The sequence below is a fragment of the Pseudomonas sp. Y3 TE3536 genome, assembly GCF_053629175.1.
In genome coordinates this window covers 4359699-4386011 of record NZ_JBRJHU010000001.1, presented here as the reverse complement: position 1 = coordinate 4386011, position 26313 = coordinate 4359699, and the positions used below count along the sequence as shown (strand labels likewise).

Sequence of the window (26313 nt, the reverse complement as noted above, 5' to 3'; positions counted from 1 at the left end):
GCCAGCTCCCACGAGAATGCGCGGTTCTTGTGGGAGCCGGCTTGCCGGCGATGGGCTGCACAGCAGCCCCAGTGCCTCAAAATCCAATTTATTTCCTGCCAGGCAAAAAAATTTCACAAAGCGCTAGACCTGAACCCATCACTTCGCCTATAAATCGCCTAAAGGAAATTTATATTCCTACGAAGAAACACTCTTCGCCATCCCGCGAACCCCTTTGCCCTTGTGCCCGACCTGCCCCACTCCACCACGAGGCCCCGACATGCATCCCGCTCCCGATCATTTCATCCTGCGCGTCAGTTGCCCGGCCGTGTCCGGCATCGTCGCCGCGGTGACCACCTACCTGGCCGAGCAAGGTTGCTACATCAGCGAGATGGCGCAGTTCGACGACGAGGACAATGGCCGCTTCTTCATGCGCGCCGTGTTCCGCTACAACACCGGTGTCAGCGGTGACACGCCGCAACTGGAAGCGGGCTTTGCCGACGTCGCCCAGCGCTTCGACATGCAATGGAGCCTGCACAGCAGCGCCCGGCCAATGCGTGTGTTGCTGATGGTCAGCAAGTTCGACCACTGCCTGTCCGACCTGCTCTACCGCCACGCCAAGGGCGAACTGGACATGCACATCACTGCCGTGGTTTCCAACCACCTGGACCTGCGCCCCATGGCCGAACGCCAGGGCATCCGTTTCGTCTACCTGCCGGTAAGCAAAGAAACCAAGGCCGAGCAGGAGGCCGCACTGATGCGCATCGTCGAGGACACCGGCACCGAGCTGGTGGTGCTGGCGCGCTACATGCAGATCCTCTCCGACGACCTGTGCCGGCAACTGTCGGGCCGGGCGATCAATATTCACCATTCGTTCCTGCCCGGTTTCAAAGGGGCCAAGCCTTACCACCAGGCTTACCAACGCGGGGTCAAGCTGATCGGCGCCACCGCACACTACGTCACCAGCGACCTCGACGAAGGGCCGATCATCGAGCAGGAAGTGCAGCGCGTGGACCACGCCTACGCCCCCGACAACCTGGTAGCCATAGGCCGTGACACCGAGACCATCGCCCTGTCGCGTGCGGTGAAGTACCACCTGGAACACCGGGTGTTCCTCAACCACGACCGCACGGTGATCTTCAAATGAACGCCCTCCCCAGCGTCAAGCTGATCGACGGCAAGGCAACGGCGGCGCGGGTGCTGGCCGAGGTCCGTGAGCAGGTGCACACCCTGCGCCAGGGCGGTGTGCAACCAGGCTTGGCCGTGGTGCTGGTAGGCGCCGACGCCGCCAGCCAGGTGTATGTACGCAACAAGGTGCTGCGCGCCGAGGAAGTGGGCATCCGCTCCCTGGAACATCGCCTGCCGGCAGACACGTCTCAAGCCCACCTGCTGACCCTGATCGACCGGCTCAACCGTGACAACGCGGTCAACGGCATCCTCGTGCAACTGCCCTTGCCGGCACACATCGACGCGCACCGCGTGCTGCAAGCCATCAGCCCGCTCAAGGACGTGGACGGCTTCCACAGCGAGAACGTCGGCGGCCTGGCCCAGGGCCGCGACGTGCTCACCCCCTGCACCCCCAGTGGCTGCATGCGCCTGTTGCGCGATGCTTGCGGTGAGTTGCGCGGCAAGCATGCGGTGGTGGTGGGGCGTTCGAACATTGTCGGCAAACCCATGGCCGCCCTGCTGCTGCAAGCCGACTGCACGGTGACCGTGGTGCACTCGCGCAGCCACGACCTGCCGGCGATGTGCCGCCAGGCCGACATCCTGGTTGCTGCGGTGGGCAAGCCGCGCCTGATCGGCGCCGACTGGCTCAAGCCCGGCGCAGTGGTGATCGACGTCGGCATCAACCGCATCGATGAAGACGGCCGCAGCCGCCTGGTCGGCGATGTCGATTTCGCCGCTGCCCTGCCCCAGGTCGCCGGCATCACCCCAGTGCCCGGTGGCGTCGGCCCGATGACCATCGCCTACCTGATGAAAAACACCCTGCTCGCCCTCGACCTGCAACAACAGGCCGCCCACCAGGAGCGCACCGCATGCCTTTCGCCCTGCTGAAATACGGCCTGAGCGCCGACTACCCGGTGGAGGTCGACCTGCCGCCACCCTGCGAACTCAAACCGCGCTACGACGTAGTGATCATCGGCGGCGGCGGCCACGGCCTGGCCATCGCCTACTACCTGGCCAAGTACCACGGCATCACCAACGTCGCGGTGCTGGAAAAGGCCTACCTGGGTGGCGGTAATACCGCACGCAACACGGCGGTGATTCGCTCCAACTACCTCACCAGTGAAGGCGTGCGCTTTTACGCAGAATCGGTGCGGATGTTCCAGAACCTGTCCAACGAGTTCGACTTCAACATCATGTACTCCGAGCGCGGCCAGCTGACCCTGGCGCACACCGACGCCACCGTGCGCGCCTTCCGCCAGCGTGCCGAGGTCAACAAGCACTTTGGCGGGCGCACCGAGATGATCGACCGCCAGCAGATCCGCGAACTGGTGCCGAGCCTGAACCTCGACCCCGGCCACCTGCCGGTGCTGGCCGGGCTGTGGCACATCGACGGCGCCACCGCACGCCACGACGCGGTGGCCTGGGGCTACGCCAAGCAGGCCGCCAAGCGCGGGGTCGAGATTCATCAACTGACCGAGGTGCAGGACCTGCTGATTCGCAATGGCCGCATCGAAGCGGTGAAGACCAACCGTGGCACGGTGCAGTGCGGCTGCGTGGTGCAGGCCGTGGCCGGGGCCAGTTCGCTGTTGATGGCCAAGGCCGGCATCCGTGCGCCGATCCATACCTACCCGCTGCAGGCCATGGTCACCCAGCCGTTCAAGCCATTTCTCGATCCGCTGGTCAGCTCGTCGGCGCTGCACTGCTACGTGCAGCAGACCAGCCGTGGCGAGATCGTCTTCGGCGGCGGGTCCGACCCGTACCCGCTGTACAACACCCGCTCCACCCTCGATTTGAAGGAAAGCCTGCTGGCCCACGCCATCGAGATGTTCCCGTTCATGGCCAACGCCAAGCTGATGCGCCAATGGGCCGGGATGACCGACATGACGCCGGACTACAGCCCGATCATGGGCCTGTCGCCGGTCGACAACTACTACCTGGACGCCGGCTGGGGTACCTGGGGTTTCAAGGCCACGCCGATTTGCGGCAAAACCATGGCCGAGCTGGTCGCCAGTGGCGGCAAGGTGCCAGAGATGATCGCGCCCTTCGCCCTGGAGCGCTTCAGCCGCTTCCAGCAAGTCAACGAAATGGGCGCGACCGCCGCCAGCCACTAAAAGGAACGCACGATGAAGATCCTGACCTGCCCCTTGAACGGCCCGCGCAACATCAGCGAATTCACCTACGGCGGCGAGTTCAAGCACATGCCCGACCCGGCCGCCTGCAGCGATGCCGAATGGGCCGACTACGTATTCAACAGCGACAACCACGCCGGTGTAGTCATCGAGTGGTGGCTGCACAACGCCTCCAGCTACTGGTTCCTGGCCGAGCGCCACACCGTCAGCGACCAGGTGCTGCGCACCTTCGATCCAAAAGAACTGTTCGACCGCCGCGTCGACTTCACCCCCGCCGCCACCCCGGAGATCGCCGGATGAACAGCCACACTCGCCTCCCCGCGCCCATGGGCCTGCTGATCGACCGCGAGCGGCCCCTGCGTTTCAACTTCGATGGCCAGGCCTGCCAGGGCTTTGCCGGCGACAGCATCGCCAGTGCCCTGCTCGGCAACGGCCGCTGGTTGCTGTCGCGTTCGTTCAAGTACCACCGCCCGCGAGGCCCGCTGAGCCTGGCCGGGCAGGATGCCAACACCTTGGTGCAACTGCCCGACGAACCCAACGTGCTGGCCGACATGGAGGCGGCGCGTGATGGGCAGGTGGTCGAGGGGCAGAACTTCAACGGCAGCCTGGAACACGACCGTGACGCCTACCTGGGCACGTTTTCGCGGTTCATGCCGGTAGGCTTCTATTACCGCTCGTTCTACAAGCCCAAGGGCATGTGGAAGGTCTGGGAGCCGCTGATTCGCAAGAAGGCCGGCCTCGGCGTGCTGGACCTCGGCTTCAAGCCGCAGTACTACGACAAGGCCTATCTGTTCGTCGATGTGGCGGTGATCGGCGGTGGCCCTGCCGGCTTGCGCGCGGCGCTGGACGCGGCCAACGCCGGGGCCAAGGTGCTGCTGATCGAGCAGCAACCGGTGCTGGGAGGCTCGCTGACCTACGCCCGCTTCGACATCGCCGGCACCCGCGCGGCCAGCCTGCGCCAGGAGCTGCTGGCGGCTGTCGAGGGCCACCCGAATATCCACGTGCTGCTCGAGGCCACCTGCAACGGCTGGTTCACCGACAACTACCTGCCGGTGATTCAGCACAAGCGCCTGTATAAGGTACGCGCCACGCGCTGCCTGGTGGCGGCGGGTTCATTCGACCAGCCGGTGGTGTTTCGCAACAACGACTTGCCCGGGGTGATGCTGACCAGCGCCGCGCAACGGCTGATGAAGCTGTACGCGGTCAAGCCGGGGCAACGGGCGGTGATCCTCACCGGCCACGATGACGGCTACCTGGCTGCGCTCGACCTGCAGGAGCAAGGTGTGGCCATTGCCGCCCTGGTGGACATGCGCGCCGCGCCCGCCGATGCCGCGCTGGCTGCAGAATTGAAACGGCGCGATATCCCCATTCATCTGGGCAGCACCGTCTATGAAGCCCTGCACGACAAGGGCATGCGCCATGTGACTGGCGTCGATATCCGCCCGATCACCGGCCAGGGCAAGGTCGGCGACCATGGCCTGCGCCTGGCTTGCGACCTGCTGTGCATGTCGGCCGGCTACATGCCGGTGTACCAACTGCTGTGCCAGGCTGGCGGCAAGCTGGCCTATGACGTCAACCGCGACGAGTTCGCCATCAGCAACCTACCGGCGGGGCTGGATATCGCAGGCTCGGTGAACGGCCGGCATGTGCTGAGCAATGTGCTCACGGACGCCACCCGCGCAGCTAGCGAGGCCCTGGCGGCGCTTGGCCTGGAGGCCCCTGCGCAGGCAAGCTTCGTTGCTGAGGCCAAGGTCAATCATCCGTGGCCGATCTTCCCGCACCCCAAGGGCAAGGATTTCGTCGACTTCGACGAAGACTTGCAGGTGCGCGATATCGTCAACGCCACCCGCAGCGGCTACCGCGACGTGCAACTGGTCAAGCGCTTTTCCACGGTCGGCATGGGCCCATCGCAGGGGCGTCACTCGGCCTTGCCGACGGCTCGGCTCGTAGCGCTGGCGACCGGCCGCAGCATCAGCGAAACCGGCGTGACCACGGCGCGCCCCCCGTTCCAGGCGGAAAAGCTGGCGCATGTCGCCGGCCGCGCTTTCGACCCGTACCGGCAGACACCGATGCACCGCCGCCACCTGCAAGCAGGCGCGAAAATGATGCCTGCTGGCATCTGGCAGCGCCCGGCCTACTACGGCAAGCCCGAGGACCGCGAACGCTGCATGCAGGAAGAAGCGCGGCATGTGCGCGAGAAGGTCGGGCTGATCGACGTCTCCACCCTCGGCGGCCTCGACGTGCGCGGCCCGGACGCGGCAGAGCTGCTCGAGCGCCTGTACACCTTCGGCTTCGCCAAACTGGCGATCGGCCGCACCCGCTATGCACTGATGACCAACGAGCACGGCGTGGTGATCGATGACGGCGTCTGCGCACGGCTGGCCGAGCAGCACTTCTATGTCAGCGCCACCACCAGTGGCGTCGACCGTATCTACCAGCAGATGCTCAAGTGGAACGCGCAGTGGCGCCTGGACGTCGACATCACCAACGTCACCGCCGCCCTGGCCGCCGTCAACCTGGCCGGCCCCTTGTCGCGCCAGGTGCTGGCCACGCTGTGCGAAGGCGTGGAACTGTCGGCCGCGGCCTTCCCTTACCTGGGCGTGCGCCTGGGCAAGGTGGCGGGCATTTCGGCGCGCATCCTGCGGGTCGGTTTCGTCGGCGAGCTGGGCTATGAAATCCATGTGCCGGCACGCCATGCCGAACGCCTGTGGGACGCCTTGATGCAAGCAGGCGCCGGGCTGGGCATTCGCCCGTTCGGTGTCGAGACCCAGCGCCTGCTGCGGCTGGAAAAAGGCCATGTGATCATCAGCCAGGACACCGATGGCATGACCCACCCCGCCGAAATCGACATGCAGTGGGCGATCGGCCGCAAGAAACCGTTCTTCGTCGGCAAGCGCTCGATCGAGATCCTCGAAGCGCAGCCACTCAAGCGCAAGCTGGTTGGGTTCACGCTGCCCAAGGGCAGCCCGCAGCCACTGGAAGGCCACCTGGTGCTGGACGGCCCGGACATCAGCGGCAACGTCACCTCGTGCGAGTACTCGCAAACCCTGGGGCAGATCATCGGCCTGGCTTACGCCGGCGCCCACCAGGCCACCCCCGGCATGCACATCCCGATCCGCGTGGAGGGCGGTGTGATGGTCAATGCCAAGGTGGTGCAACTGCCCTTCCATGATCCCGACAACCTGCGCCAGGAGCTGTGAGCCATGACTAGCCTGAAGACAGAACAGTGCTTCTCTCCCCAGCCACAAGCCGAGCAACTGCTGGCCTGCGCGCTGACCGACCTGACCGACCTGGCGCGGGTGGGTTTTCGTGGCGCCGACAGCGCGGCCTACCTGCACGCCCGCGGCTATCGTTTGCCGCCACAGCCCAACCAGGCGCTGCGCCAGGACGACGGTAGCTGGGTGGCGCGGCTGTCGGCCACCGAATACCTGCTGCTGGGCAGTTTCGCCGACCAAGGGTCGCGGATTGCCGCCGAAGAGGCCGACTGGGTGCAGGACGCACAGCGCAACTACCTGCTGCCGCGCCAGGACAGCCACGCCTGGCTGCAGCTGTCGGGGCAGCATTGCAGCGCGGTGATGGCCAAGCTATGCGGGGTTGACCTGCGTGCCCAGGCGTTCCCGGTCGGGGCCGTGGCGCAGACATCGGCGGCGCGGATCAATGTGATCGTGATGAATGTCGGGCGTGAAGCAGTGCCGGCCTTGCAGCTGCTGTTTGACCGGGCTTCGTGGGCGTATTTTTGCGAAGCGATGCGGGATGCGATGGCGGAATTTGAAGGGGTGGAGATTGCACTGGACGCTGCGTACTAGCGGCAGGCGCGATTGAGGTAGGAGCAGCCTTGTGCTGCGAAGAGGCCCGTACCCGCAGCGAAGATTCACGGTGTTGCCACCGGCCTCTTCGCAGCGCAAGGCTGCTCCTACACCCTTAAAGCGTGGCCAGCGGTGAGGCATGGACGGCCCGCGAGCGCCAGGCAAACAGCAACACCATCACCAGGCCCAACCACGCCATCAACGCACCCGCCAGGGCCGCGCCACCCAGTGCGGCACCGATCGCATTGCCTAGATTGGGCGCCTCCTTGGCGGCCTCCATCACTGGCAGCGCCCCACACCAGCGGCAACGCCTTGCCCGCACACCTTGCGTAATACCAAGGCCAGGCGCGATTGAGGTAGGAGCAGCCTTGTGCTGCGAAGAGGCCCGTACCCGCAGCGAAGATCCACGGTGTTGCCACCGGCCTCTTCGCAGCACAAGGCTGCTCCTACACCCTTAAAGCGTGGCCAGCGGTGAGGCCTGGACGGCCCGCGAGCGCCAGGCAAACAGCAACACCATCACCAGGCCCAACCCCGCCATCAACGCACCCGCCAGGGAAATCGCCGGGTAGCCCAGCCCTGCATTGATCACCGCGCCACCCAGCGCGGCACCGATCGCATTGCCCAGGTTGAACGCCCCGATATTCACCGCAGACGCCAGGTTGGGCGCCTCCTTGGCGGCCTCCATCACGCGCATCTGCAGCGGCGGTACCAGGGCAAAACTGGCAGCGCCCCACACCAGCACCGCCAGTGCGGTAGGCAGTGCCCAGGGCATCAACAGCGGGAACACCAGCAACACGGCAATCAGCACCGCCAACGAGACGATCAGCGTGCGGTCAACCGAACGGTCCGCCGCCTTGCCACCCCACACGTTGCCCAGCGTCAGGCCAATACCGAACAACACCAGCATGGCGGTGATGAACGGTGTGGAGGCCTGGGCTTCACTGTGCAGGATTGGCGCAATGTAGGTAAAGACGGTAAACATCGCACTGGAACCCACCACGGTCAGTGCCAGCGCCGCCAGTACCGGGCCACGGCCTAGCACGCGGATCTCGGCCATCACCCCGTCGCTTTTCGGCAGCGGCACATTAGGCAGTGCGTACCACAGCGTCGTCATCGCAATCAGCCCCAGGCCCGCAATGCCCCAGAAGGCCGTACGCCACCCCAGCAATTCGCCAAACCAGGTGGCCAGCGGCACACCGCCGATGGTCGCCAGCGTCAGCCCCATAAACATGGCCGCCACGGCCCCTGCCCGTTTTTCAGGCGGCACCACGCTGGCCGCGACGATCGAGCCAATGCCAAAGAACGCGCCATGGTTGAGCGAGGTCACCACGCGGGCAACCATCAGGCTGGCGTAGTCAGTCGCCAGGGCCGACATCAGGTTACCCAGGGTGAAAATGGCCATCAGCCCGATCAGCAGGTAACGCCGTGGCACCCTGCCGGTGGCCAAGGTCATCAGCGGGGCGCCGATCAGCACGCCGAGGGCGTAGGCACTGACCAGCAGCCCGGCTGCGGGGATCGACACGCCAAGGTCGGTGGCAATACTGGGCAACATGCCCATGGGGGCGAACTCGGTGACGCCGATGCCAAAGGCACCGATGGCGAGTGCGACGAGGGGTGGATTGATGCGCATGAAACGGCTCCTTATCTGTGCCTGAAATGCTACGATCCGTTTCATGCGGACACTAGACTGCATTTTTGCCAACCACCTTTGCGCACGAGGCACAAATGGACTTCACCGGAAGGTCTGGAGAGATGGAGATTTTTGCCAAGGTGGCGCAAGAAGGCAGCTTGTCTGCGGCGGCACGTGCGCTGGGGCTGACGCCGTCGGCTGTCAGCCGGATCATCGCGCGTACCGAACAGCGCCTGGGTACTCGCCTGCTGTTGCGCACCACGCGCGCCATCACGCTGACTCCAGAGGGCGACGCCTACCTGCGCGGCGCACGGCGCATCCTGGCCGACCTGGATGAGGTCGAGGATGCCATCACCGACCAAGGTGTACCGCGGGGCCGGCTGCGGGTCAGTGCCGCACTGGGCCATGCGCGGCTGACGGTGGTGCCTTTGCTGGCGCAGTTCAGCGCCTTGTACCCGCAAGTGCTGGTCGACCTTACCTTAAGCGACGAAGTGGTCGACATCGCCGGCGGCCAGGCCGATGTCGCGCTGCGTTTCGGCCACCTGCCGGACAGCTCGCTGAGCGCCCGCTACATTGGCGACACCGGTCAAGTGATCGTCGCCTCGCCCGACTACCTGCAACGCTGCGGTACCCCGGTGGAACCTGAAGACCTGGCCCGCCACAACTGTTTGCGCTTCAACTTCCGCCGCGCTGAAGCCGACTGGCCGTTTCGCCGGGACGGGCACGCCTTTGCCCTGAAAGTGACCGGTAACCTGGAGTGCAGCAGCGGCGAGGCACTGGCCCAATTTGCCAGGCTGGGGGCCGGTATCGCGCGCATCGGCACCTTCACAGTGGCCGATGACCTCAACAACGGGCAACTGGTGCCCGTGCTGGAAGCCTACAACCCCGGTGACCGCGAGCCGATACACGCCGTATTCGTCGGTGGCCCGGCGATGCCGGCACGGGTGCGGGTGTTCGTGGACTTCCTGGTCCAGCATCACCAGGGCTGGCCAACCCGCCACGAACCGCCACGATTCACACCCTGAGCGCAATTCATGCGCATATTTCTGCGTTGCACGCGAACACTTAGCAACCCCGCCTGAACGCCTTGCGATAGCATTGGATCCAATCGTTACCCCTGCTCGCCACACACGGCCCGAGGAGATTGGCATGCAAGCTTTGGGAATGGACTACCGACACGGCGAAGTGGTTGCCAGCCACTGCCATGCCGAAGATCAACTGATGTATGCCGCCAACGGCGTGATGCGCGTGTGCAGCGATGGCGGCAACTGGGTGATACCGCGCGGGCAGGCGCTGTGGATACCTGCCGGCATGAGCCACGAAGTGCGCATGCAAGGCGAAGTGTCGATGCGCACCTTGCTGCTGGGGTCGCACGTGACTCGCTGCCATGTGATCGCGGTCTCCGGCCTGCTGCGCGAGTTGATCCTGGCGGGGTCACGGATGTTGCAACGCGACGAGCCGCTGGGCGAGCACGCTCGGGCACTGATCCAGCGTGAACTGGAGACGGCCGAGCGCATCGACGCTTATGTGCCGGTACCGCAGCATGCGCGGCTGCGCGCCTGGTGCGAGGGGTTTCTCGAAGACCCGGCCCAGGACCTGACGCTGGAGCAGTGTGGCGCGCAGTTGAACATGAGTGCCCGCACCCTGGCGCGGTTGTTTCAGCGTGAGGTGGGGATGTCGTATGGCGAGTGGCGGGCCCGCACCCGCATGATCCTCAGCCAGCAGTGCCTGGCCGATGGCAAGCCAATCCTGAACGTGGCGCTGGAGCACGGCTACCAAAGCGCCAGCGCATTCGCCGCAATGTTCAAGCGCATCCTTGGCTACAACCCCAGCGCCTGGCAAATCAGCGTGCTGGGCACCGGCACCGCGCCCACGCACTGACCGCCGAGGCTGAGGTTGTCCCAGTTGCGCGCACGGTTGTCCCGCTTGCGGCAGCGGGGCCGCCCTGCCCCTCGATAAGCTGGCTTCACGACCCCTCATACGACTTTGCGTGATGCCAATACGATCCCTTTCCTGCCCTGCCGGGCGCGCCGCCGCCCTCGGCTTGTTCGGCGTGCTGACGGCTTGCACCGGGCACCCCACAAACGCCGTGCCCCCCACTGTATTCCAGGCAACCCCTGCACTGCACCTGCCTGCCGGCGTCAGCGACCAGGCGCTGCCCGCGCGCTGGTGGGCGCTGTACCACGACCCGCAGCTCAATGCCTGGGTGCTGCAAGCCTTGGCGCACAACCAGGACTTGGCGCAGGCCGAAGCCAACGTGCAGGCCATGCTCGCCGGCATTGGCGAGTTCGATGCCCGGCGCTGGCCGTCCACCTCCATTGGCATGGGCGCGAGCTATGGCAAGAGCGCCGATGACCAGACCCTGGCCGAGGCGACCGACAGCCATGCGCCCTCGCAATGGGCCTTCAACCCGGCCATCGAGCTGGCTTACCAGGTCGATGTCTGGGGCCAGGTGCGCGCCGCCATCGAGCGGGCGCGAGTGCAGGCCGAGGCCAGCCGCGATGCCCTGGACCTGGTGCAGCTGCACGTGGTCAGCCAGACCACCCGGGCCTACATCGACCAGTGCGTGTACAGTGCCCGCATCGCCGCGGCCAGGCAGTCCCTGAGCACCTTGGAGCGCAGTGTGCAGCTCAGCGACCGCCAGCGGCAGGCCGGGATCGCTACGGAGCTCGATAGCGTGCGCCTGCTGGGGTTGCGCGAGCAGGTGCGGGCGCAGCTGCCGATGCTGGAGGCACGCCGGCAGATGGCGCTGTACGAACTGAGCATGCTCAGTGGCCAGGACCCGACAACGCTCACGGACGACACTGACACCTGCCAGCGCATCCCGACCCTCGCCGCGCCGTTGCCCGCTGGCGACGCCTGGCGCCTGCTCGAACGCCGGCCCGACATGCGCAAGGCCGAGCGCGAACTGCAGGCTGCCGCCCTGGAAGTCGATATCGTCAAGGCCGACCTGTATCCGAAAGTCAGCTTCGGTGCCTCGTTGACCTCGTCGGACCACCACCTTGCCAACCTGGGTGACAGCCGCGCGGTGATGTTTGCCATCGGGCCGTTGATCAGCTGGGAATTCCCCAATATCAAAGCCAACCGCGCACGGGTGAACAAGGCCCAGGCCTTGCAAAACGCGCAGGTCGCCCATTACCGCGGGGTAGCGCTGGCGGCACTCAAGGATGTGCGCCAGGCACTGGCGCGCCTTGAGGGTGAGCGCCAACGGGCACTGGCCCTGGGTGCGGCCCTGGCGCAAGGCGAGCGTGGCTTTGCCCTCGCGCAACGCAACTATCAGGCAGGCACCGTTGATGCATTGGCGTTGCTCGACAGCGAGCGCGACCTGATCCAGGTCAGGGCCAGCCACGTCGTGGCCCAAGGCCGCCTGGCGCGTGCCCAGATCAACCTGTTCCGCGCCCTGGGCGGGCGCTGGCAGTCGTCACCAGCACCGGCCCCAAGCCAGGTGCACCGCTCCACCCCCGAGACTGGAAGCCAATCATGAATGTTGCCGTTAGCAAGAACCCGCTGCCCGATGACCAGGCCCAGGCAGTTGCCACCGCCCCCAGGCCTACCCGTCGCCGCCTGGCGCTGTACGCCGGTGGTGGCCTGACGGTGCTGGCAGCGCTGGCATTCAGCGGGTACTGGTTGACCACGGGGCGCTACCTGGAAACAACCGATGACGCTTACGTGCGTGCCGACTGGGTAGCCTTGAGCGCGCGCGTGGCCGGTTATGTGGCCAAAGTGGAAGTAGAGGACGACCAGGCCGTCAAAGCCGGCGATGTGCTGGTACGCCTGCAGCACCGCGACTACCGCGCCCGCCTCGACCAGGCCACTGCCGGCGTGGCCGAAGCGCACGCCGCGTTGGCCGCCGCCCAGGCACGCCAGCAAGTGGCCGCCGAACGCATCAACCAGCAGCAGCAGGCCATCGTCCAGGCTGAAGCGGCCGTGCACAGTGCCAGCGCCGAGCGCCAGCGCAGCGAGCTGGACATGCAGCGCTACCGTGGCTTGGTGCGCGATGACGCAGCCACCGTGCAGCGCCTGGAAGCCGCCCACGCCAACGCCGTGCAAGCCGCTGCCGCGCTGCAAGGCGCGCAGGCACATTTGCGTGAACAGCGCTCGCAGCTGGCGATGGCCAAGGCACAGGCGCTGGCGGCCGATGCCGAGATCAAGCAACGGGCAGCAGGCCTGAGCCGTGCCCAGGCCCGGCAGGCGCTGGCCGACCAGGACGCACAGGACACCGTCCTGCGCGCGCCCATCGACGGCGTGGTCGGCCAGCGCCGTGTGCGCGCCGGGCAGTACGTGGTGCCTGGGCAGCCGCTGCTGGCGGTGGTGCCGTTGCAGCAGACCTACGTGGTTGCCAACTACAAGGAAACCCAGCTGGCACACATGCGCCCAGGGCAACCGGTGCAGGTCCGTGTCGACAGCTTTTCCAGCCAGCCTGTGCAAGGCCACGTGGCCAGCTTCTCGCCGGCGTCCGGTAACGTCTTCGCACTGCTGCCATCGGACAACGCCACTGGCAACTTCACCAAGATCGTCCAGCGTTTTCCGGTGCGCATCGTCCTCGACCGGCCGGCAGACGGCCTGCAGATACTGCCCGGCATGTCGGTGGTGACCACGGTCGACACACGCCCCGTGGAGCCTGCCGATGAGCAATGAGCAACGCGTACCGTTACGCGCCTGGGTGGCCGTATTCGGCGGCCTGCTCGGCTGCTTCATGGCTGGCATGAACGTGCACGTCACCAGCGCGGCGCTGCCCGAGATCCGCGGCTCGCTGGGCGCGAGCTTCGAGGAAGGCTCGTGGATTTCCACCGCCTACCTGGTGGCGGAAATCGTCATGATTCCGCTGACGGCCTGGCTGGTCGAAGTGTTTTCCATGCGCCGGGTGATGTGGACGGGTTCGTTCATCTTCCTGCTGGCGTCGATCGCCTGCTCGTGGGCCCCCAACCTTGAGGCGATGATCACCCTCAGGGTGATTCAGGGCGCTGCCGGCGCCGTGCTGATCCCCCTCTCCTTCCAGCTGATCATCACCGAACTGCCCGCCAGCAAGATGGCCATGGGCATGGCCTTGTTCAGCCTGGCCAACAGCGTGGCCCAGGCGGCCGGACCTTCCATTGGCGGCTGGTTGACCGATGTCTATTCGTGGCGCTGGATCTTCTACCTGCAGCTGTTCCCCGGTATCGCCTTGCTGCTCGCCATCGCCTGGTCGATCGAGGCCAAACCCATGCAACTGACCCTGTTGCGCCGTGGCGACTGGCTGGGCATCACGGCCATGGTCGTTGGCCTGGGCGGGCTGCAGATCGTGCTGGAAGAAGGCGGCCGGCTGGACTGGTTCGGTTCGACATTCATCGTCGGCATGTCAATCATCGCCGGCCTGGCGCTGGCGGTGTTCGTCTACACGCAGCTGTACGGCCAACGCGCGTTCATCAACTTGCGCTTGCTGGGGCGGTACAACTTCGGGGTGGCCAGCGTTGCCATGTTCATCTTTGGCGGGGCTACCTTTGGCCTGGTGTTCCTGGTGCCCAACTACCTCTCCCAACTGCAGGGTTACAGCGCCCGCGACGTGGGGGTGGCGCTGATCGCCTATGGCGTGGTGCAACTGCTGCTGGCGCCATTGATGCCACGGCTGATGGCCTGGACCAGCGCCAAGTTCATGGTGGCCAGCGGTTTTCTGATCATGGCCGCCGGCTGCTGGCTGGGTGCAAGCCTGACAGTCGACAGCGCCGACAACGTCATCATCCCATCCACGGTGGTACGCGGCATTGGCCAGCCGTTCATCATGGTGGCGCTGTCGGTACTGGCGGTGGCGGGGTTGGAAAAGCGAGAAGCGGGCTCCGCTTCGGCGGTGTTTTCCATGCTGCGCAACCTCGGGGGCGCCATCGGCACTGCCGCGCTGACGCAGATCGTGGCCACGCGCGAGCGTTACCACAGCGAGCGCATTCACGAGCATGTCACGGTGTTCGCGCCCAGCGTTCAGGAGCGTATAAGCCAAACTGTGCAGAGCTGGCTGCCGGCCCAGCAGCAGGCGCTGGAGGGGGTGGCGGCGACCATTCGGCGCGAGGCCTACCTGATGGCTTACAGCGATGCGTTCTACCTGGCGTGCCTGGCGCTGATAGGCTGCGCGGTGGCGGCGTTACTGTTGCGGACCCAGCGATCGGCTTGAACCCACCCTGAAAACGGCCCGCACACGCGGGCCGGCTTCACCTGGGCAGGCAGCAGCCTTCAATCGGCGAAGTGGATCACCATGCGGCCTTTGATCTTGCCCGCTTGCATCTCTTCGAAGATGTCATTGATGTCTTCGATCGGGCGCAGGGTCACCTTCGGCACCACCTTGCCTTGGGCAGCAAACTCGAAGGCTTCGTGCAGGTCCTGGCGGGTGCCGACCAGCGAACCGACGACCTCGATACCGTCGAGTACCAGGCGTGGAATATCCAGGCTCATGGCTTCTGGCGGTAGCCCCACAGCGACGAGGCGACCGCCCGCGCGCAGTGCATCCACTGCAGAGTTGAACGCGCTCTTGGCCACTGCCGTGACCATGGCAGCATGGGCGCCCCCGGTCTTGGCCTGGATGACTTTCGCGGCGTCTTCGTCGCGCGGGTTGACCACCAGGTCGGCGCCCATTTCGCGGGCGAAGGCCAGTTGATCATCGTTGACGTCGATGGCAATGACCCGGGCGTTGAAGACGTTTTTAGCGTACTGCAGGGCGAGGTTGCCCAGGCCGCCAAGGCCGTAGATGGCCAGCCATTGCCCAGGGCGGATATTCGATGATTTCACCGCCTTGTAGGTGGTCACGCCGGCGCAGGTGATGCTGCTGGCGGCCGCTGAATCCAGCCCATCCGGCACTTTAACCGCATAGTCGGCCACCACGATGCACGCCTCGGCCATGCCACCGTCGACCGTGTAGCCAGAGTTTTTCACCTCACGGCACAGCGTTTCGTTGCCGCTGTTGCAATATTCGCAGTGCCCGCAGCCCTGGAAGAACCACGCCACACTGGCCCGGTCACCCGGCTTGAGCGACGTGACACCCGGCCCCACTTCCACGACCACGCCAATCCCTTCGTGGCCCAGAATCACACCCGTCTTGTCGCCGAAATCGCCATTCTTGACATGCAGGTCGGTATGGCAAACGCCACAGCACTGCATCTTCAGCAACGCTTCACCGTGCGCCAGCGGCCGCAGTGTTTTCTCCACCACGTCCACGCGACGCCCTTTGGCAACGACAGCAGCTTTCATAAACACCTCCGTGTCTGTCTGAGTGAGCTTGAGAGAATGCCCGGATCAGCATAGTGGCGGATGGAGGAAGAGGCGTTGCTTCAGGTCAGGTTTTGAACGGGGGAGCGGGTTTACCCTAATGCCAGTCAGTTAGGCCCAATGGGTCCGCTGCGCGGCCCATCGCTGGCTTGCCAGCGATGGGCTGCGCAGCAGCCCCAATGAAGGCCGGTAAAGCTTAACCTTTGCCTGTAAACAGCGACGATGGGCCGCAGAGCGGCCCGGTAGGGTCAGTCGACGCGCACGAACACTTGCTTGGCCATGTTGTTGCCACCAATCGACTCAAGACGCTTGCCGCCGTCCAGCACGCGGACGTTGATCAGCGCGACACCGTTGGCATCACGGGCCACTACCACGTCGTCCTTGCGCTCCCACTCGTCGACCTTGATCTTGTTGCCTGCCGCAATGATGTAGTCGCTGGAGAACTCGACCGTCTGCTTGCCTGCGCTGTAGCCCATCACGCTGGTCGTGGCCTCGTAGGTGCCATCCAGCGCGTCGTTGCCGCAGCCAGCCAGTACACAGAACGGCAGTGCTGCCAGCACGTATTTGAAGTGACGCATAGGTAATCCTTGTCTGTAGATCCTGAAAGAAACAATCAACCCTTGGCGGTGCCCACCAGGGAGTCGATCAACATCGCCGAGGCCGTGTCGCCGTTTTCCAGCACCAGCTGGCGAATCGATTTGCCGAACGCCGCCAGCGGCGTGTCGAAGGTGAAGTCGGACTTGCCCTGGTAGCTGGCAGCGAAGCGGATCACGTTCTCGGACCAGCCCACCCGCTGCCCGGCTGCCGCCAGGTTGTAGCTGTTGAAGAAGGCCGCGGCCACCGGCGTGGTGCCATCGACATCGGCTGCATTCAGGTCAGCGCCCGCCGCGACCAGCGCTTCGGCGTAGCTGTGGTTACGCTGGGCCATGCAGGCATGCAAGGCCGTCTCGCCGCCGTAGGCCTTGGCGTTGACGTCGCTGCCCTTGAGCAGTGCCTGGAACAGCGCTTCAGGCTGCTGGCCGGCGCCATGGCGGCGTTGCAGGCTGCCGGCTTTCTGGCAGAACACCGACAGCGCGGTGTCGCCGTAGACGTTGTGCGCCTTCAGGTCTTCCTTGCCCGCCAGGGTGATCATGTGCGCGAAGCTGCACGAGCTGTAGTCGCTGCCCGCCAGGCAGTTCATCAGGCGCGTGTTGCCGTTGATATCCCGCCCCATCGGGTCGGCGCCAACCGAGATCAGGTAGTCGTAGGCGTTATCGGCGACCACGGTGATCAGCGGCTTGTTCTCGTAATGCAGGCGTTGATTGACATTGATGCCGGCGCTTTTCAGCAGGTAGGCGAAGGCGTCGAGGTCCTTGATCTCTTTTGCCCAGTCCGACGTACGCGCCTGGCCCTGGGCGGCGTCCCACAGGCGCATGGCCATGGGCGAGGTGTCTGGCGGGCTGTCGACATCACGTACCTGGGCCGAGCCAGGCTGATAGTTGACCCACACGCCAGCCTGCTTGTCGTCCTTGTAGCTGCCCTTTTCGGAGACCGTGCCAGCAGGCCAGCCGCGAATGAAGTACACCTCGTACAGGCCGTTTTTTTTGCCTGCGCTGTACTCGACCTTTGTGGCCGGCACCGACGTGCCATCCGTGAACGACGTCCAGGTCTCACGCACGCCATCGAGCTCGCCAGCCTTGTAGGTAGCGCGGTCCTTCAATGTGCCCTGGTAGTCATAGTGCTCCACCAGGCCATCGAGCTTGCCGGAGCCATCGCTGGCGAAGGTCTCCAGCAGGGTGAGCTTCTGCTGGCCATCGATCACCTTCCACTCGCGCTGGGTGCCGACACGGATCGCGCGCTTGCGGAAATCAACGGTCGGGATCTCTGTGCTGTCACTGACCTGCAGGCCTGTGGCGCAGTCGTAGTGCTGCTCGCTGCGGCGCCCGCCTTCGAGGGTGATGACGTTGTCCAGGTGCTCGGCGAACTCGCCCTTGCACCAGGTCTTCTTGGGCCCGACAAACGCACCGTCCTGCAACTGGCCTTCTACCAGCAGCTTGCCGTCCTGGTCGAACTCCTTCCATTCGCCGACCACTTTGCCGTCTTCGACCTTGAACGCCTGCAGCACCCGGTCACCCACTTTGTGCACCACGGTGCCGTTCAGCCGCTCGCCCGACTTGCGCTCGAGGTACAGCGCATGCGGCGACCCGACAGTGCCGGTGTAGCTGGTGACTTCGTCGAAGTTGTATTCGGAGTTGCAACCTGCCAAGGCGGAGGCCAGGGCACAGAGAACGAAACGCTTTTTCATGAATATCCTTGTTGAAATGCGTGCAGCCTGTTGCGGGGCATGGCTTCGCCAACGCCCAGCAATGGCCTGGATGCAACGGAGTAAATGCAATGCGTAAAATGGCGGGCAGTGCCGCTGGAGGGCATCGGCTAGAAACGCATCAAGAAACTTGCCTTTCCATGGTTAACCGCTCTGGAATGCGGGTTTCGGCGGGATTATACATAGTAGCCTAACGATGGCAACGCTAATGATCTGTGCCGCGTTTGCCAGCATGCGCCTTCCCTGTGGGCTTGCCCGCGAAGGGGCGCGGAGCGGCCCCAATTAACCATCACCCGCCTGCATACCCGTATACTCGTCACCTGCACCCCTCAAGGAGCACGTTCAATGCCCTACCCCATCGAACACAAGCTGGTCATTGGCGTGGCCTCCAGTGCACTTTTCGACCTCACCGTGTCTGACGACATCTACAAGGCCGACGGCGTCGAGGCTTACCGCCAGCACCAGGAGCAAAACCTGGATGAGCCCTTCCCGAGGGGCGTTGCGTTCCCGTTCATTCGCCGCTTCCTCAGCATCAACCAGGCCTTCCCCGACCAACTCCCCGTGGAAGTGGTGTTGCTCTCGCGCAACTCGCCCGAAACCGGCTTGCGCGTGTTCCGCTCCATCAGCCATTACCAACTGGACATCACCCGCGCCGCCTTCATGTCCGGCCGCTCGCCCCACGAGTACATCCCGGCCTTCAACGCCTCGTTGTTTCTCAGCGCCAACGAAGACGACGTGCAGCGTGCCATCGACGCCAGCTACCCCGCTGGCCTGGTGCTGCCGACGCGCATCTACGACGATGAGATCGACACCGAGCTGCGCGTGGCCTTCGACTTTGACGGCGTGATCGCCGATGACGAAGCGGAAAGCGTGTACAAGCAGAACGACAACCTGGACGACTTCCAGGCCCACGAGCGGGCCCGCAAGGCCATCCCCCACCAGCCCGGGCCACTGGCAGACCTGTACCGCAAGCTCTCCCACATTCGCACGCTCGAAGACCAGAAGCTGGCACAAGACCCGAACTACAAACGCATCTTGCGCATCGCCATCGTGACCGCGCGCAACGCGCCGTCGCACGAGCGGGTGGTGACCACGTTGAAGGATTGGGGCGTGTCGCCGGATGAGTGCTTCTTCCTTGGCGGGATGGAAAAGCCCCGGGTGTTGTCGATTCTCAAACCCCACGTGTTCTTCGATGATCAACGCAGCCACCTGCAATCACCGGCCGGCGACCTGCCGATGGTGCATGTGCCGTTTGGGGTGGCAAACAGAAGTGGGCCGAAGCGATTTTCGAAACAGCCGGTGGAAACACCACAAAGCAACGCACTGGAGAAACTTGATTAGCCCCAGCAGGCAAGCGAGTTGGTAAACTCCAGCGGCAGTATTTGCCGATAACAGGAGTTTACGGATGCCATTTCCACTGACGGAACACACAGCATTGCTGGCCCTCAAGGGCGTAGGGCCAACCGTTATCGCTCGCCTAGAGCAGATGGGGATTGATTCGCTGGCGATGCTTAGCGAAGCGAATGTCGATGACATTTTGGCCCAGGCATCAGCGGCCGTTGGCTCCACATGCTGGAAAAACAGCCCCCAGGCACGGGCTGCGATCAATGCGGCTATTCAGTTGGCGAAGGAAACCCAGTTGAGTGCATCGGGGGCGCGAGAGTGAGTTGCCCTATTCGCTTGGCGAATGCAGACGATGCCGAGGGCATAAGCCGAGTCGTGATAGCGGCCTTACGCGGGTCGAACGCGGCTGACTATGATGCCGAGACTATCTCGCGCATCGAGGCGTCTTTCAGTGCGGCGGCCATTCTTGAGATGCTGACTCGGCGGTTGGTGTTTGTGGCATTGATTGAGGATGAGGTGATTGCCACGGCCAGTCTTGACGGGGATGTGGTCAGAAGTGTGTTTGTCGAACCCCAGCATCAAGGGCTTGGGGTCGGGAAACAGATGCTGGCAGTGATCGAAGAGGAAGCGATTGCGCGTGGGCTGAAGGTGTTGCGTGTGCCCTCCTCCATTACGGCGGAAGGGTTTTATGCAGGGTTGGGCTTTTGCACAGTGCGGGATGCGTTTTATGGGGAGGAGCGGACGGTTGTCATGCAGAAAACGCTTCCAGCCTTTGACCCTTCAGGCGGATCGCGTTTTGTGTGAAATCACCTAGACCTTGCGCTGGTATTTGCCGATCGCAAGCGAGTCATTAACCCTGCCTTTCAGTTAGTCTTGGTGCGGCTGTGATTGGGGCTGCTGTGCAGCCCATCGCAGGGGCCCCTTGGCCATACAGCCACCGTTATCCCTTGACCTGGCAAACACCATTGGCTCTGTTCTTGCCGGTGTACGAGACATCCGCCGAGCCGTCAGGGTTGATGGACAACGAAATGGTCACCCCACTGCCTTTAGCTTCGAAGTAGTTCTCGTTGAACGTCTTCAGCTTTCCTTCCTTGCCATTGATATAAATCGGACCGCCCTTGTCGGCATGGACCTCGATATTACCCGGGCATGTCGCATTCAGTAACGGAATGCCCGCCTGGGCTGCGCCAGATGCTGCCAGTAGTAAAGCCAGAATCACACGCCTCATCACCCGACTCCTGTTCGGTTGTGTTCGGTTTTGCCGGAATAGGCAGTAACTGCCCACTTCAACGACTCTTGTCATTCTAGCAAGTGGGCTGGGTCGCTGATTCATGGCCTCCCGGTGCAATTCGATGACTGAAGCCGGAGACGGGTCGACCCTGTCCTTGAGCCAAGTCAGGCACATCCGCGATAGCGAACAACTATTGCCCCCACCCAGAACATCACATCAAGATCGCTGGGGCTGTCGTCCCTAGAGATGAGCGTCCAGCACCTAATCAACGAATTCGCCCGCCAGTCCGCGGGAGTGAGGCCACATTCCCAGATGCTGCATTTAGTCAACAACGATGATCCACGAAAACAAGGCCAGGTTCTACGGCTTTGTACTGCAAGGTAAAGGAATTCCTGATCGTGAACCCTCGCCTCCACCGGCACTCGCCAACCCTATGGCTTCACTTTCAATCGGTTTATAAACTCCGTACCAAGGTGAACTCTCTTCGTCAGAGCCCTGTGAATAAACAAAACCATTTATGCAAACTACACCACCCCGTAGGCCAGCAACCGACGAAATTTTGAAAGCTGCAGGCTCAGCCGTCTGACCTATAGTTGGGAAAAACCAGATGACCACGCCAAACAAAAAACCAGCGACACCCACCAAGAACCCACCGAATGTGTAAAAACGTTGCCTCCGGTTGATAGCGTCGTGTATCTGCAACAACTCTCTGAAGTGGCTCGTTAAGGAACGGAGTGCAGAAGCTTCGCCCCCCAAGTCCTGACGCAGCCTCTCAAGAGATATCCGGGTATTGCTAGGAAGCCCTTCAAATGGCTCCTCTACCCGATATTCAGCTAGATATCCCTCTAGTAGTTTACGATGAGGCTTCACGTCATTTCCTTCCTCACGACCAACAATCACATCGCGAAGTACTTTCTTTACTTCCTGGAACGCTACCTGTTTTCCAACGTTACGGAGTTCTGCGATGTCGCAAATTTCGGCCCATGTTGGCTGACCCGCTTTAAGGGCACCTTTCAGGTCTTTACAAAACCCAAGCCGTCTAAAATGATCTTCAAGATCATCTATAAAGCGAATAAAAAACCACACACACCACGCCACAACCGCAACAAAAACACCCGCAAACACACCATCCAGCACCGTCACTTTGTGAAACTCCCTTCACTGTTTATCCCAACTACAATTTACCAACCGCGAATCCATTCATACTACTTTATGTGATCAGCCAGTCTTCACCCGGCATGATACGGCACATAAACTCGTCAAACAGCGGCACCGTAAACGCCGTATCACCATGACTCGGACTATATATCATCCCTTTTTCAATCAACGCGCTACGCAACGGTGCAAGCGTTGAAACTTTGCGTTCCAGCCTGGCCGCGATATCACCAGAGCGATGCGGGCCTGGCCCCATGTCTGCCATGCCTCGCAGATACTTTTTTTCGGCCGGTGTGAGGCGATCGAATCGAACCCGGAAAAAACTCTCATCCAATGTGGCGATGGCCTGTGCGGATGCAGCTTCAACATCGGCCTTGGTAATGGGGCTCTTCGTGGCCACATCCCACGAGTGCTTACCCCATTCCTGAAGAAAGTACGGGTAACCCAGAGTGTGTGCCAGTACACTCTCAACAGCGTCCGCCTCAAAGGCGACCCCTTCATTTTCTGCTGGCTTGACCACCGCGCGCCCTGCAGCATCCGCAGCAAGCGGGCCGATCTCAGGAAAATCAAAAAGCCGCTCTGCATAGGATTTGGCGTTTCCACACCGTCCACGTAACTGAGGAAGCCCCGCCCCCACCAGCGTGACAGGCAACTGCAATTGCGCGCATCGATGCAAGGCAGAAATCAGCGCGGCCAACTGCTCCTCGGGTACATATTGAAGTTCATCAATGAACATCACCAGGGCAGTATCAGCGCGTTGAGCAGCCTTGCCGGCCTCCTCAAGCAATGTCGCCAAGTCGCCTTCAAGATCTCCGTTATCAGCCAGACCGGGTTCCGGCTCAAAATCCAGCCCCACTTCAATGTCGGCGTGCGTAACCTTCAAAGACTTTGCAAAGCCGGCTAACGCGCGAAGCCCACGTTGTGCCAAGTCCCGAGCCGCTTCAACTCGGCTTAAACGCAACAACGCCAAACGCAGCTGAGGCGCCAACAGCGCGGGTAGCGAGCGATTTTCCGGCGCTTCCATACGTATGGCGTGAGCCCCAGCAGCCTCCGCTTCACTACGCATCTTCTCTAGCAATACAGTCTTTCCTACACCACGCAAACCCACCATGAGGATGCTCTTCGCTGCCCGTCCACGACGAATACGCGCGATAGCAACGCTCACCTGCGTTCGCAATGCATCCCGGCCGGCTAGCTCAGAAGGCGGCGCACCTGCTCCAGGAGAGTATGGATTTGCGACTGGGTCCATGATTTATACCGAGATTACTGAAGTTATCTTAATTCGATAACTTAGCTAACTTCGCTTGATTCGGCAATAGCTTTCCAAGGACAGCATCCTAGCTATGCGGTGCAGCTGCCCCGGCTCAAGATCGGCGCCCTGATCCGAGCCTGGATTGCTAGGTGGAGGGTTGCAATCCAACCGCCGCTTCTCGGATCATTTTCGCCAACACCTTTCTCGAGTTTGGATTCGGCCTTTTCCAGCCCAGGACTGGGCAGTTCAAATATAGGGGCGCAGCACCACGGCGGTGGAATGCCGATAAACGCATTACCTCATGGCCGCATCAAAGGCTCGATACCGATCCATTTCTTCACAGGTTGGTAGCAGAGTTTGATCGGGGGAATCGGCAGTTTCTGGCCTTGAGCCTCTAGCGCGCCCAGGTGGATGGTCCACTTGGAATTGGCATCGAACTTGTCCGTCTGGAAAATCACATAAGCGGAGCCGTAGCGTTTGTTGTTGGTGATCTTGGGGATGTTGCGGTGTACTTCGTCGCTGTTGATGTCGTAGGGCGATGGGCGCGCGGCGGTTGGGTAAACGAGCGGATAGTCGTAGGTTTTGTCGATGCCTAGGTACACCTCGGGCCGCGCCTGCAGGCGTGAGCCATCTTCGAAGGTGATAGAGGCCTGGCGGCTGTCGTAGAGGATCGGGATCGGCGGCTCGCCGCGGGTGGAGCTGGACGACGGACGCTGGCGGTTTTTGTTGTAGGCGATCAGTTGCACATAGAATTCACGCCGCGCGTACTTCTCGCCGGGGTACTCGACGTGCAGGACTTGCTCGATTGGCCGGTCGCTCCAGTGGGCGGCGTGGTCGTAGAGGTAGGTTTCCAGGTAGAGGGTAGTCTCCCCCTGCAGGCCTGGCACTTTGAATTGAAATTCGGATTGGCAAAGGTCTGCGTAGGCGGGGCGCTCGCGCTTCCAGGGGACGCAGGCGGCGAGTGTGGCCGCTGCCAGCAATACCATAAGCGATTGGGTGCATTTCACGTTGGACATACCCCTCCTTGGTTCGCGTTTTCTGTACGCTAGGACCCCCGATCTGGCTTAGGGGTTCAGGCCTCTGACCTGAGCGCAGCTTTAATCAGAAGGCAATCGTTTTCAAGTGACACTCATGCAGGGAACCCGGCAGGAAAGCCCCTCGATGGAACGTAAAACAGCCCACGCAGCCACCTCCGACTGGGTCATACGCAGCGCTCAACCCGGCAGCGTAGAGCGGATCGAAGCATGGTTCGGTAGCCATGGCTACGATCCGCATCGTCACGACACCTATTCGATCGGCCGCACCCTCGCCGGCGTGCAGAGCTTTCACTACAAGGGGGCACTGTGCCACGGCGTACCCGGCAATACGCTGGTCCTGCACCCTGATGAAGTGCATGACGGCATGGCCGGCACGGATGCGGGCTTTCGCTACCGCATGGCTTACATCGACCCAGCGTTGATCCAAAACGTGCTCAGCGGTGAGCCGTTACCCTTCATTGCTGGCGGGCTGTCCAGCGACCCGCGCCTGTACCGCGCCAGTGAAGCCTTCGTGCAGGCACTGGACCACCCCCTGGAAACACTGGAAGAGCAGGACGCCGTCTATGACTTGGCCATGGCCTTGCGTGCAGTCGGCGGCAAGCCACGCGGTCGCAAACGCCTGGACTACCGCTCGGCCGAGCGCGCCCGGGCATTCATCATGGAGCACCTGCACCTGGGCATCACCCTGGAAATGCTCGAACAGGCCAGCGGGCGCGAGCAGTGGAGCTTGTCACGGGACTTCCGCGCCCTTTACGGCACCAGCCCCTACCGCTTTGTCACGCTGCGGCGCCTGGACACTGTTCGGCGGCTGATGCTGGATGGCTTCACGCTGGTCGATGCAGCCCTGGCTGCGGGCTTTCACGATCAAAGCCACATGACCCGGCACTTCACCCGCAGCTATGGCGTGTCGCCGTTGCGCTGGCTGGAACGGCTGCGGCCTACGCGCTGACTTGCAGGATCGTACAAGCGCCGCGCGCTTTGGGTTCGATAGGCTGACTACCTCAACTACAGAGGATCCGTCATGTCCGACACCAACTTGCAACCTGTAAACCTGGCCCAAAAGGCTTCGCTGATCGATCGACAGTGGAGCCCGAGGGTGGTCGCCGAAATGAACGACTACCAGTTCAAGGTCGTGCGAATCGAGGGTGAATTCATCTGGCACTCGCACCCTGAGACCGACGAAGCGTTTCTTGTGCTTGAAGGCACGTTGCGCATCGACCTGCCCGAGGGCTGCGTCTATGTGAACCCGGGCGAACTGTATGTGGTGCCACGTGGGGTGGAGCACAGGACAGCGGCCCAGGGGGAGGCGAAACTGATGATGATCGAGCCACGCGGCGTGCTGAATACCGGCCATGAAGGGGGTGAGCGCACAGCCTTGAACGACGTGTGGATCTGAGTCGGCGCTGCTTCAGGGCGGCATTATTCAGGGCGCTTCAAGCGCAGCTCCATGGGTTGGGATGTCAAAGCCGAGCCCGGCCGCAAAGGTTCTGGCTCACCGACTGGGCAGAAGCCACTTGATTGGTACAGGTGCATTGCCGGGCTGTCTGCGCGGGTCACGCCCAAGCAGACACGCTCTGCATTGCGTGTTACAGCCCAGGCGATGGCGGCATCGAGTAATGCTCTGCCGGCGCCTGTTCCGCGAGATGAAGGACTCACCCACATCTGGAAAAGCTCAACGACAGGGGGTTCAGCGTCCAAGGATTTACACCACACCAAGCCACAGGGTTCAGTGTGCTGAAAGGCAATCAAGACGTGGGCGCTGGCGGACGCAGCAGCTGTAGAGACACGTGCTGCCCACGCTGAATCGTCTCTGGCAGCCTCATCTTCGTATTGGCTTGCGAAGGCATCGGGTGAGTCGATCAGTGCCTGTAAACGCAGGTCCCGGTAGACTCGCCATTCATTCGCCGCTAGTGGGTGTATCGACACCATGCTCCCTCCGGTTGATTTCCATATGCAATGAGTGACTTGTACATGAGGACCGGCGAGCTTGTCGAAGTGCGTACGCTTTTGCGCGATCTATACCGTTACGCGTAACGGCAGAATGACAGGCC

Annotated in this window: 26 protein-coding genes; 16 read left to right on the top strand and 10 right to left on the bottom strand. The window is 62.8% G+C overall.

The features are described 5' to 3' along the window. Positions 1-259 precede the first annotated feature (259 nt). From purU to AB7M33_RS19920, 6 genes are read left to right on the top strand one after another with little or no spacing between them, the layout of a single operon-like run. A complete protein-coding gene (purU, locus tag AB7M33_RS19945) occupies positions 260-1126 on the top strand; it encodes a formyltetrahydrofolate deformylase (protein ID WP_238211228.1) in 867 nt (288 codons plus the stop codon). Then, positions 1123-2034, top strand: a complete 912-nt coding sequence (gene folD / locus AB7M33_RS19940) for a bifunctional methylenetetrahydrofolate dehydrogenase/methenyltetrahydrofolate cyclohydrolase FolD (protein WP_454243404.1) — start codon at positions 1123-1125, stop codon at positions 2032-2034. The genes purU and folD overlap by 4 nt, the downstream gene beginning before the upstream one ends. Further along, positions 2016-3257: an FAD-dependent oxidoreductase gene (locus tag AB7M33_RS19935; protein WP_019099481.1), complete on the top strand. Its 1242-nt coding sequence runs from the start codon at positions 2016-2018 to the stop codon at positions 3255-3257. Before folD ends, AB7M33_RS19935 begins: the two co-directional genes overlap by 19 nt. Before the next feature lie 12 nt (positions 3258-3269). After that, positions 3270-3575 (top strand): sarcosine oxidase subunit delta, encoded by a 306-nt coding sequence (locus AB7M33_RS19930; protein ID WP_265967842.1) that lies wholly within the window; start codon positions 3270-3272, stop codon positions 3573-3575. Next, the gene (locus AB7M33_RS19925) at positions 3572-6475 is read left to right on the top strand and encodes a 2Fe-2S iron-sulfur cluster-binding protein (protein ID WP_454243403.1); all 2904 of its coding nucleotides are present in this window, start codon (positions 3572-3574) and stop codon (positions 6473-6475) included. The genes AB7M33_RS19930 and AB7M33_RS19925 overlap by 4 nt, the downstream gene beginning before the upstream one ends. A gap of 3 nt (positions 6476-6478) precedes the next feature. Continuing rightward, positions 6479-7081: a sarcosine oxidase subunit gamma gene (locus AB7M33_RS19920; protein WP_454243402.1), complete on the top strand. Its 603-nt coding sequence runs from the start codon at positions 6479-6481 to the stop codon at positions 7079-7081. 115 nt (positions 7082-7196) lie between these two features. Here the strand turns inward: AB7M33_RS19920 and AB7M33_RS19915 are convergent, their stop codons facing one another. Continuing rightward, positions 7197-7361 carry a hypothetical protein gene (locus AB7M33_RS19915; RefSeq protein ID WP_454243401.1) on the bottom strand — a complete coding sequence of 55 codons (165 nt, stop codon included), beginning with the start codon at positions 7359-7361 and terminating at the stop codon, positions 7197-7199. Positions 7362-7535: 174 nt separating this feature from the next. Next, positions 7536-8711, bottom strand: a complete 1176-nt coding sequence (locus AB7M33_RS19910; protein WP_099428912.1) for an MFS transporter — start codon at positions 8709-8711, stop codon at positions 7536-7538. Positions 8712-8806: 95 nt separating this feature from the next. Here AB7M33_RS19910 and AB7M33_RS19905 point away from each other — a divergent pair, with 95 nt between their 5' ends. The 5 genes from AB7M33_RS19905 to AB7M33_RS19885 all read left to right on the top strand — a co-directional run bounded on the left by AB7M33_RS19905 (position 8807) and on the right by AB7M33_RS19885 (position 14853). Continuing rightward, on the top strand, positions 8807-9736 hold the full coding sequence (locus AB7M33_RS19905; RefSeq protein ID WP_454243400.1) for a LysR family transcriptional regulator: 930 nt from the start codon (positions 8807-8809) through the stop codon (positions 9734-9736). A 124-nt stretch (positions 9737-9860) separates the two neighbouring features. Continuing rightward, complete coding sequence (locus AB7M33_RS19900) at positions 9861-10592, top strand: AraC family transcriptional regulator (protein ID WP_238211205.1); 732 nt, start codon at positions 9861-9863, stop codon at positions 10590-10592. 112 nt (positions 10593-10704) lie between these two features. Further along, complete coding sequence (locus AB7M33_RS19895) at positions 10705-12195, top strand: efflux transporter outer membrane subunit (RefSeq protein WP_454243399.1); 1491 nt, start codon at positions 10705-10707, stop codon at positions 12193-12195. Then, on the top strand, positions 12192-13349 hold the full coding sequence (locus tag AB7M33_RS19890) for an HlyD family secretion protein (protein ID WP_454243398.1): 1158 nt from the start codon (positions 12192-12194) through the stop codon (positions 13347-13349). Before AB7M33_RS19895 ends, AB7M33_RS19890 begins: the two co-directional genes overlap by 4 nt. Further along, positions 13339-14853 carry a DHA2 family efflux MFS transporter permease subunit gene (locus tag AB7M33_RS19885; RefSeq protein WP_454243397.1) on the top strand — a complete coding sequence of 505 codons (1515 nt, stop codon included), beginning with the start codon at positions 13339-13341 and terminating at the stop codon, positions 14851-14853. Before AB7M33_RS19890 ends, AB7M33_RS19885 begins: the two co-directional genes overlap by 11 nt. Positions 14854-14912: 59 nt before the next feature. On the opposite strand, the gene adhP is transcribed toward AB7M33_RS19885, so the two are convergent. The 3 genes from adhP to AB7M33_RS19870 form a co-directional block, all read right to left on the bottom strand. Beyond that, the gene (gene adhP, locus AB7M33_RS19880) at positions 14913-15923 is read right to left on the bottom strand and encodes an alcohol dehydrogenase AdhP (RefSeq protein WP_454243396.1); all 1011 of its coding nucleotides are present in this window, start codon (positions 15921-15923) and stop codon (positions 14913-14915) included. Between the two features lie 266 nt (positions 15924-16189). Beyond that, positions 16190-16519, bottom strand: a complete 330-nt coding sequence (locus tag AB7M33_RS19875) for a hypothetical protein (protein ID WP_027596171.1) — start codon at positions 16517-16519, stop codon at positions 16190-16192. A gap of 35 nt (positions 16520-16554) precedes the next feature. Then, positions 16555-18225: a hypothetical protein gene (locus AB7M33_RS19870; RefSeq protein ID WP_265967831.1), complete on the bottom strand. Its 1671-nt coding sequence runs from the start codon at positions 18223-18225 to the stop codon at positions 16555-16557. A gap of 363 nt (positions 18226-18588) precedes the next feature. Here AB7M33_RS19870 and AB7M33_RS19865 point away from each other — a divergent pair, with 363 nt between their 5' ends. The 3 genes from AB7M33_RS19865 (at position 18589) to AB7M33_RS19855 (ending at position 20391) form a co-directional block, all read left to right on the top strand. Next, entirely contained in the window at positions 18589-19584 is a 996-nt protein-coding gene (locus AB7M33_RS19865) for a 5'-nucleotidase (protein ID WP_099428903.1), read from the top strand. Positions 19585-19648: 64 nt separating this feature from the next. Further along, positions 19649-19909: a helix-hairpin-helix domain-containing protein gene (locus tag AB7M33_RS19860; RefSeq protein WP_454243395.1), complete on the top strand. Its 261-nt coding sequence runs from the start codon at positions 19649-19651 to the stop codon at positions 19907-19909. Then, a complete protein-coding gene (locus AB7M33_RS19855; RefSeq protein WP_454243394.1) occupies positions 19906-20391 on the top strand; it encodes an N-acetyltransferase family protein in 486 nt (161 codons plus the stop codon). Before AB7M33_RS19860 ends, AB7M33_RS19855 begins: the two co-directional genes overlap by 4 nt. 136 nt (positions 20392-20527) lie before the next feature. Here the strand turns inward: AB7M33_RS19855 and AB7M33_RS19850 are convergent, their stop codons facing one another. The 4 genes from AB7M33_RS19850 to AB7M33_RS19835 all read right to left on the bottom strand — a co-directional run bounded on the left by AB7M33_RS19850 (position 20528) and on the right by AB7M33_RS19835 (position 24211). After that, the gene (locus tag AB7M33_RS19850; RefSeq protein WP_265967828.1) at positions 20528-20815 is read right to left on the bottom strand and encodes a hypothetical protein; all 288 of its coding nucleotides are present in this window, start codon (positions 20813-20815) and stop codon (positions 20528-20530) included. Between the two features lie 363 nt (positions 20816-21178). Next, positions 21179-21961: a hypothetical protein gene (locus AB7M33_RS19845; RefSeq protein WP_454243393.1), complete on the bottom strand. Its 783-nt coding sequence runs from the start codon at positions 21959-21961 to the stop codon at positions 21179-21181. 67 nt (positions 21962-22028) lie between these two features. Then, entirely contained in the window at positions 22029-23222 is a 1194-nt protein-coding gene (locus AB7M33_RS19840; protein WP_265967826.1) for an ATP-binding protein, read from the bottom strand. Between the two features lie 302 nt (positions 23223-23524). Beyond that, the gene (locus AB7M33_RS19835; protein WP_454244238.1) at positions 23525-24211 is read right to left on the bottom strand and encodes a hypothetical protein; all 687 of its coding nucleotides are present in this window, start codon (positions 24209-24211) and stop codon (positions 23525-23527) included. Between the two features lie 175 nt (positions 24212-24386). Between AB7M33_RS19835 and AB7M33_RS19830 the strand changes: the two genes are divergently transcribed. Together AB7M33_RS19830 and AB7M33_RS19825 are read left to right on the top strand one after the other, a co-directional pair. After that, positions 24387-25211: an AraC family transcriptional regulator gene (locus tag AB7M33_RS19830; protein ID WP_085273110.1), complete on the top strand. Its 825-nt coding sequence runs from the start codon at positions 24387-24389 to the stop codon at positions 25209-25211. A 72-nt stretch (positions 25212-25283) separates the two neighbouring features. Then, complete coding sequence (locus tag AB7M33_RS19825) at positions 25284-25658, top strand: cupin domain-containing protein (RefSeq protein WP_027596163.1); 375 nt, start codon at positions 25284-25286, stop codon at positions 25656-25658. A gap of 23 nt (positions 25659-25681) precedes the next feature. On the opposite strand, the gene AB7M33_RS19820 is transcribed toward AB7M33_RS19825, so the two are convergent. Further along, entirely contained in the window at positions 25682-26191 is a 510-nt protein-coding gene (locus AB7M33_RS19820) for a GNAT family N-acetyltransferase (RefSeq protein ID WP_454243392.1), read from the bottom strand. Positions 26192-26313: the final 122 nt, after the last annotated feature.

Bases quoted from the DNA above. Each gene is read 5' to 3' on its own strand.
- AB7M33_RS19895 (WP_454243399.1), top strand. From the start codon at position 10,705: ATGCCAATACGATCCCTTTCCTGCCCTGCCGGGCGCGCCGCCGCCCTC.
- AB7M33_RS19875 (WP_027596171.1), bottom strand. From the start codon at position 16,519: ATGCGTCACTTCAAATACGTGCTGGCAGCACTGCCGTTCTGTGTACTG.
- purU (WP_238211228.1), top strand. From the start codon at position 260: ATGCATCCCGCTCCCGATCATTTCATCCTGCGCGTCAGTTGCCCGGCC.
- adhP (WP_454243396.1), bottom strand. From the start codon at position 15,923: ATGAAAGCTGCTGTCGTTGCCAAAGGGCGTCGCGTGGACGTGGTGGAG.
- AB7M33_RS19900 (WP_238211205.1), top strand. From the start codon at position 9,861: ATGCAAGCTTTGGGAATGGACTACCGACACGGCGAAGTGGTTGCCAGC.
- AB7M33_RS19830 (WP_085273110.1), top strand. From the start codon at position 24,387: ATGGAACGTAAAACAGCCCACGCAGCCACCTCCGACTGGGTCATACGC.
- AB7M33_RS19910 (WP_099428912.1), bottom strand. From the start codon at position 8,711: ATGCGCATCAATCCACCCCTCGTCGCACTCGCCATCGGTGCCTTTGGC.
- AB7M33_RS19835 (WP_454244238.1), bottom strand. From the start codon at position 24,211: ATGGTATTGCTGGCAGCGGCCACACTCGCCGCCTGCGTCCCCTGGAAG.
- AB7M33_RS19840 (WP_265967826.1), bottom strand. From the start codon at position 23,222: ATGGACCCAGTCGCAAATCCATACTCTCCTGGAGCAGGTGCGCCGCCT.
- AB7M33_RS19915 (WP_454243401.1), bottom strand. From the start codon at position 7,361: ATGGAGGCCGCCAAGGAGGCGCCCAATCTAGGCAATGCGATCGGTGCC.
- AB7M33_RS19865 (WP_099428903.1), top strand. From the start codon at position 18,589: ATGCCCTACCCCATCGAACACAAGCTGGTCATTGGCGTGGCCTCCAGT.
- AB7M33_RS19825 (WP_027596163.1), top strand. From the start codon at position 25,284: ATGTCCGACACCAACTTGCAACCTGTAAACCTGGCCCAAAAGGCTTCG.
- AB7M33_RS19905 (WP_454243400.1), top strand. From the start codon at position 8,807: ATGGACTTCACCGGAAGGTCTGGAGAGATGGAGATTTTTGCCAAGGTG.
- AB7M33_RS19850 (WP_265967828.1), bottom strand. From the start codon at position 20,815: ATGAGGCGTGTGATTCTGGCTTTACTACTGGCAGCATCTGGCGCAGCC.
- AB7M33_RS19820 (WP_454243392.1), bottom strand. From the start codon at position 26,191: ATGGTGTCGATACACCCACTAGCGGCGAATGAATGGCGAGTCTACCGG.
- folD (WP_454243404.1), top strand. From the start codon at position 1,123: ATGAACGCCCTCCCCAGCGTCAAGCTGATCGACGGCAAGGCAACGGCG.
- AB7M33_RS19935 (WP_019099481.1), top strand. From the start codon at position 2,016: ATGCCTTTCGCCCTGCTGAAATACGGCCTGAGCGCCGACTACCCGGTG.
- AB7M33_RS19885 (WP_454243397.1), top strand. From the start codon at position 13,339: ATGAGCAATGAGCAACGCGTACCGTTACGCGCCTGGGTGGCCGTATTC.
- AB7M33_RS19870 (WP_265967831.1), bottom strand. From the start codon at position 18,225: ATGAAAAAGCGTTTCGTTCTCTGTGCCCTGGCCTCCGCCTTGGCAGGT.
- AB7M33_RS19930 (WP_265967842.1), top strand. From the start codon at position 3,270: ATGAAGATCCTGACCTGCCCCTTGAACGGCCCGCGCAACATCAGCGAA.
- AB7M33_RS19920 (WP_454243402.1), top strand. From the start codon at position 6,479: ATGACTAGCCTGAAGACAGAACAGTGCTTCTCTCCCCAGCCACAAGCC.
- AB7M33_RS19860 (WP_454243395.1), top strand. From the start codon at position 19,649: ATGCCATTTCCACTGACGGAACACACAGCATTGCTGGCCCTCAAGGGC.
- AB7M33_RS19890 (WP_454243398.1), top strand. From the start codon at position 12,192: ATGAATGTTGCCGTTAGCAAGAACCCGCTGCCCGATGACCAGGCCCAG.
- AB7M33_RS19925 (WP_454243403.1), top strand. From the start codon at position 3,572: ATGAACAGCCACACTCGCCTCCCCGCGCCCATGGGCCTGCTGATCGAC.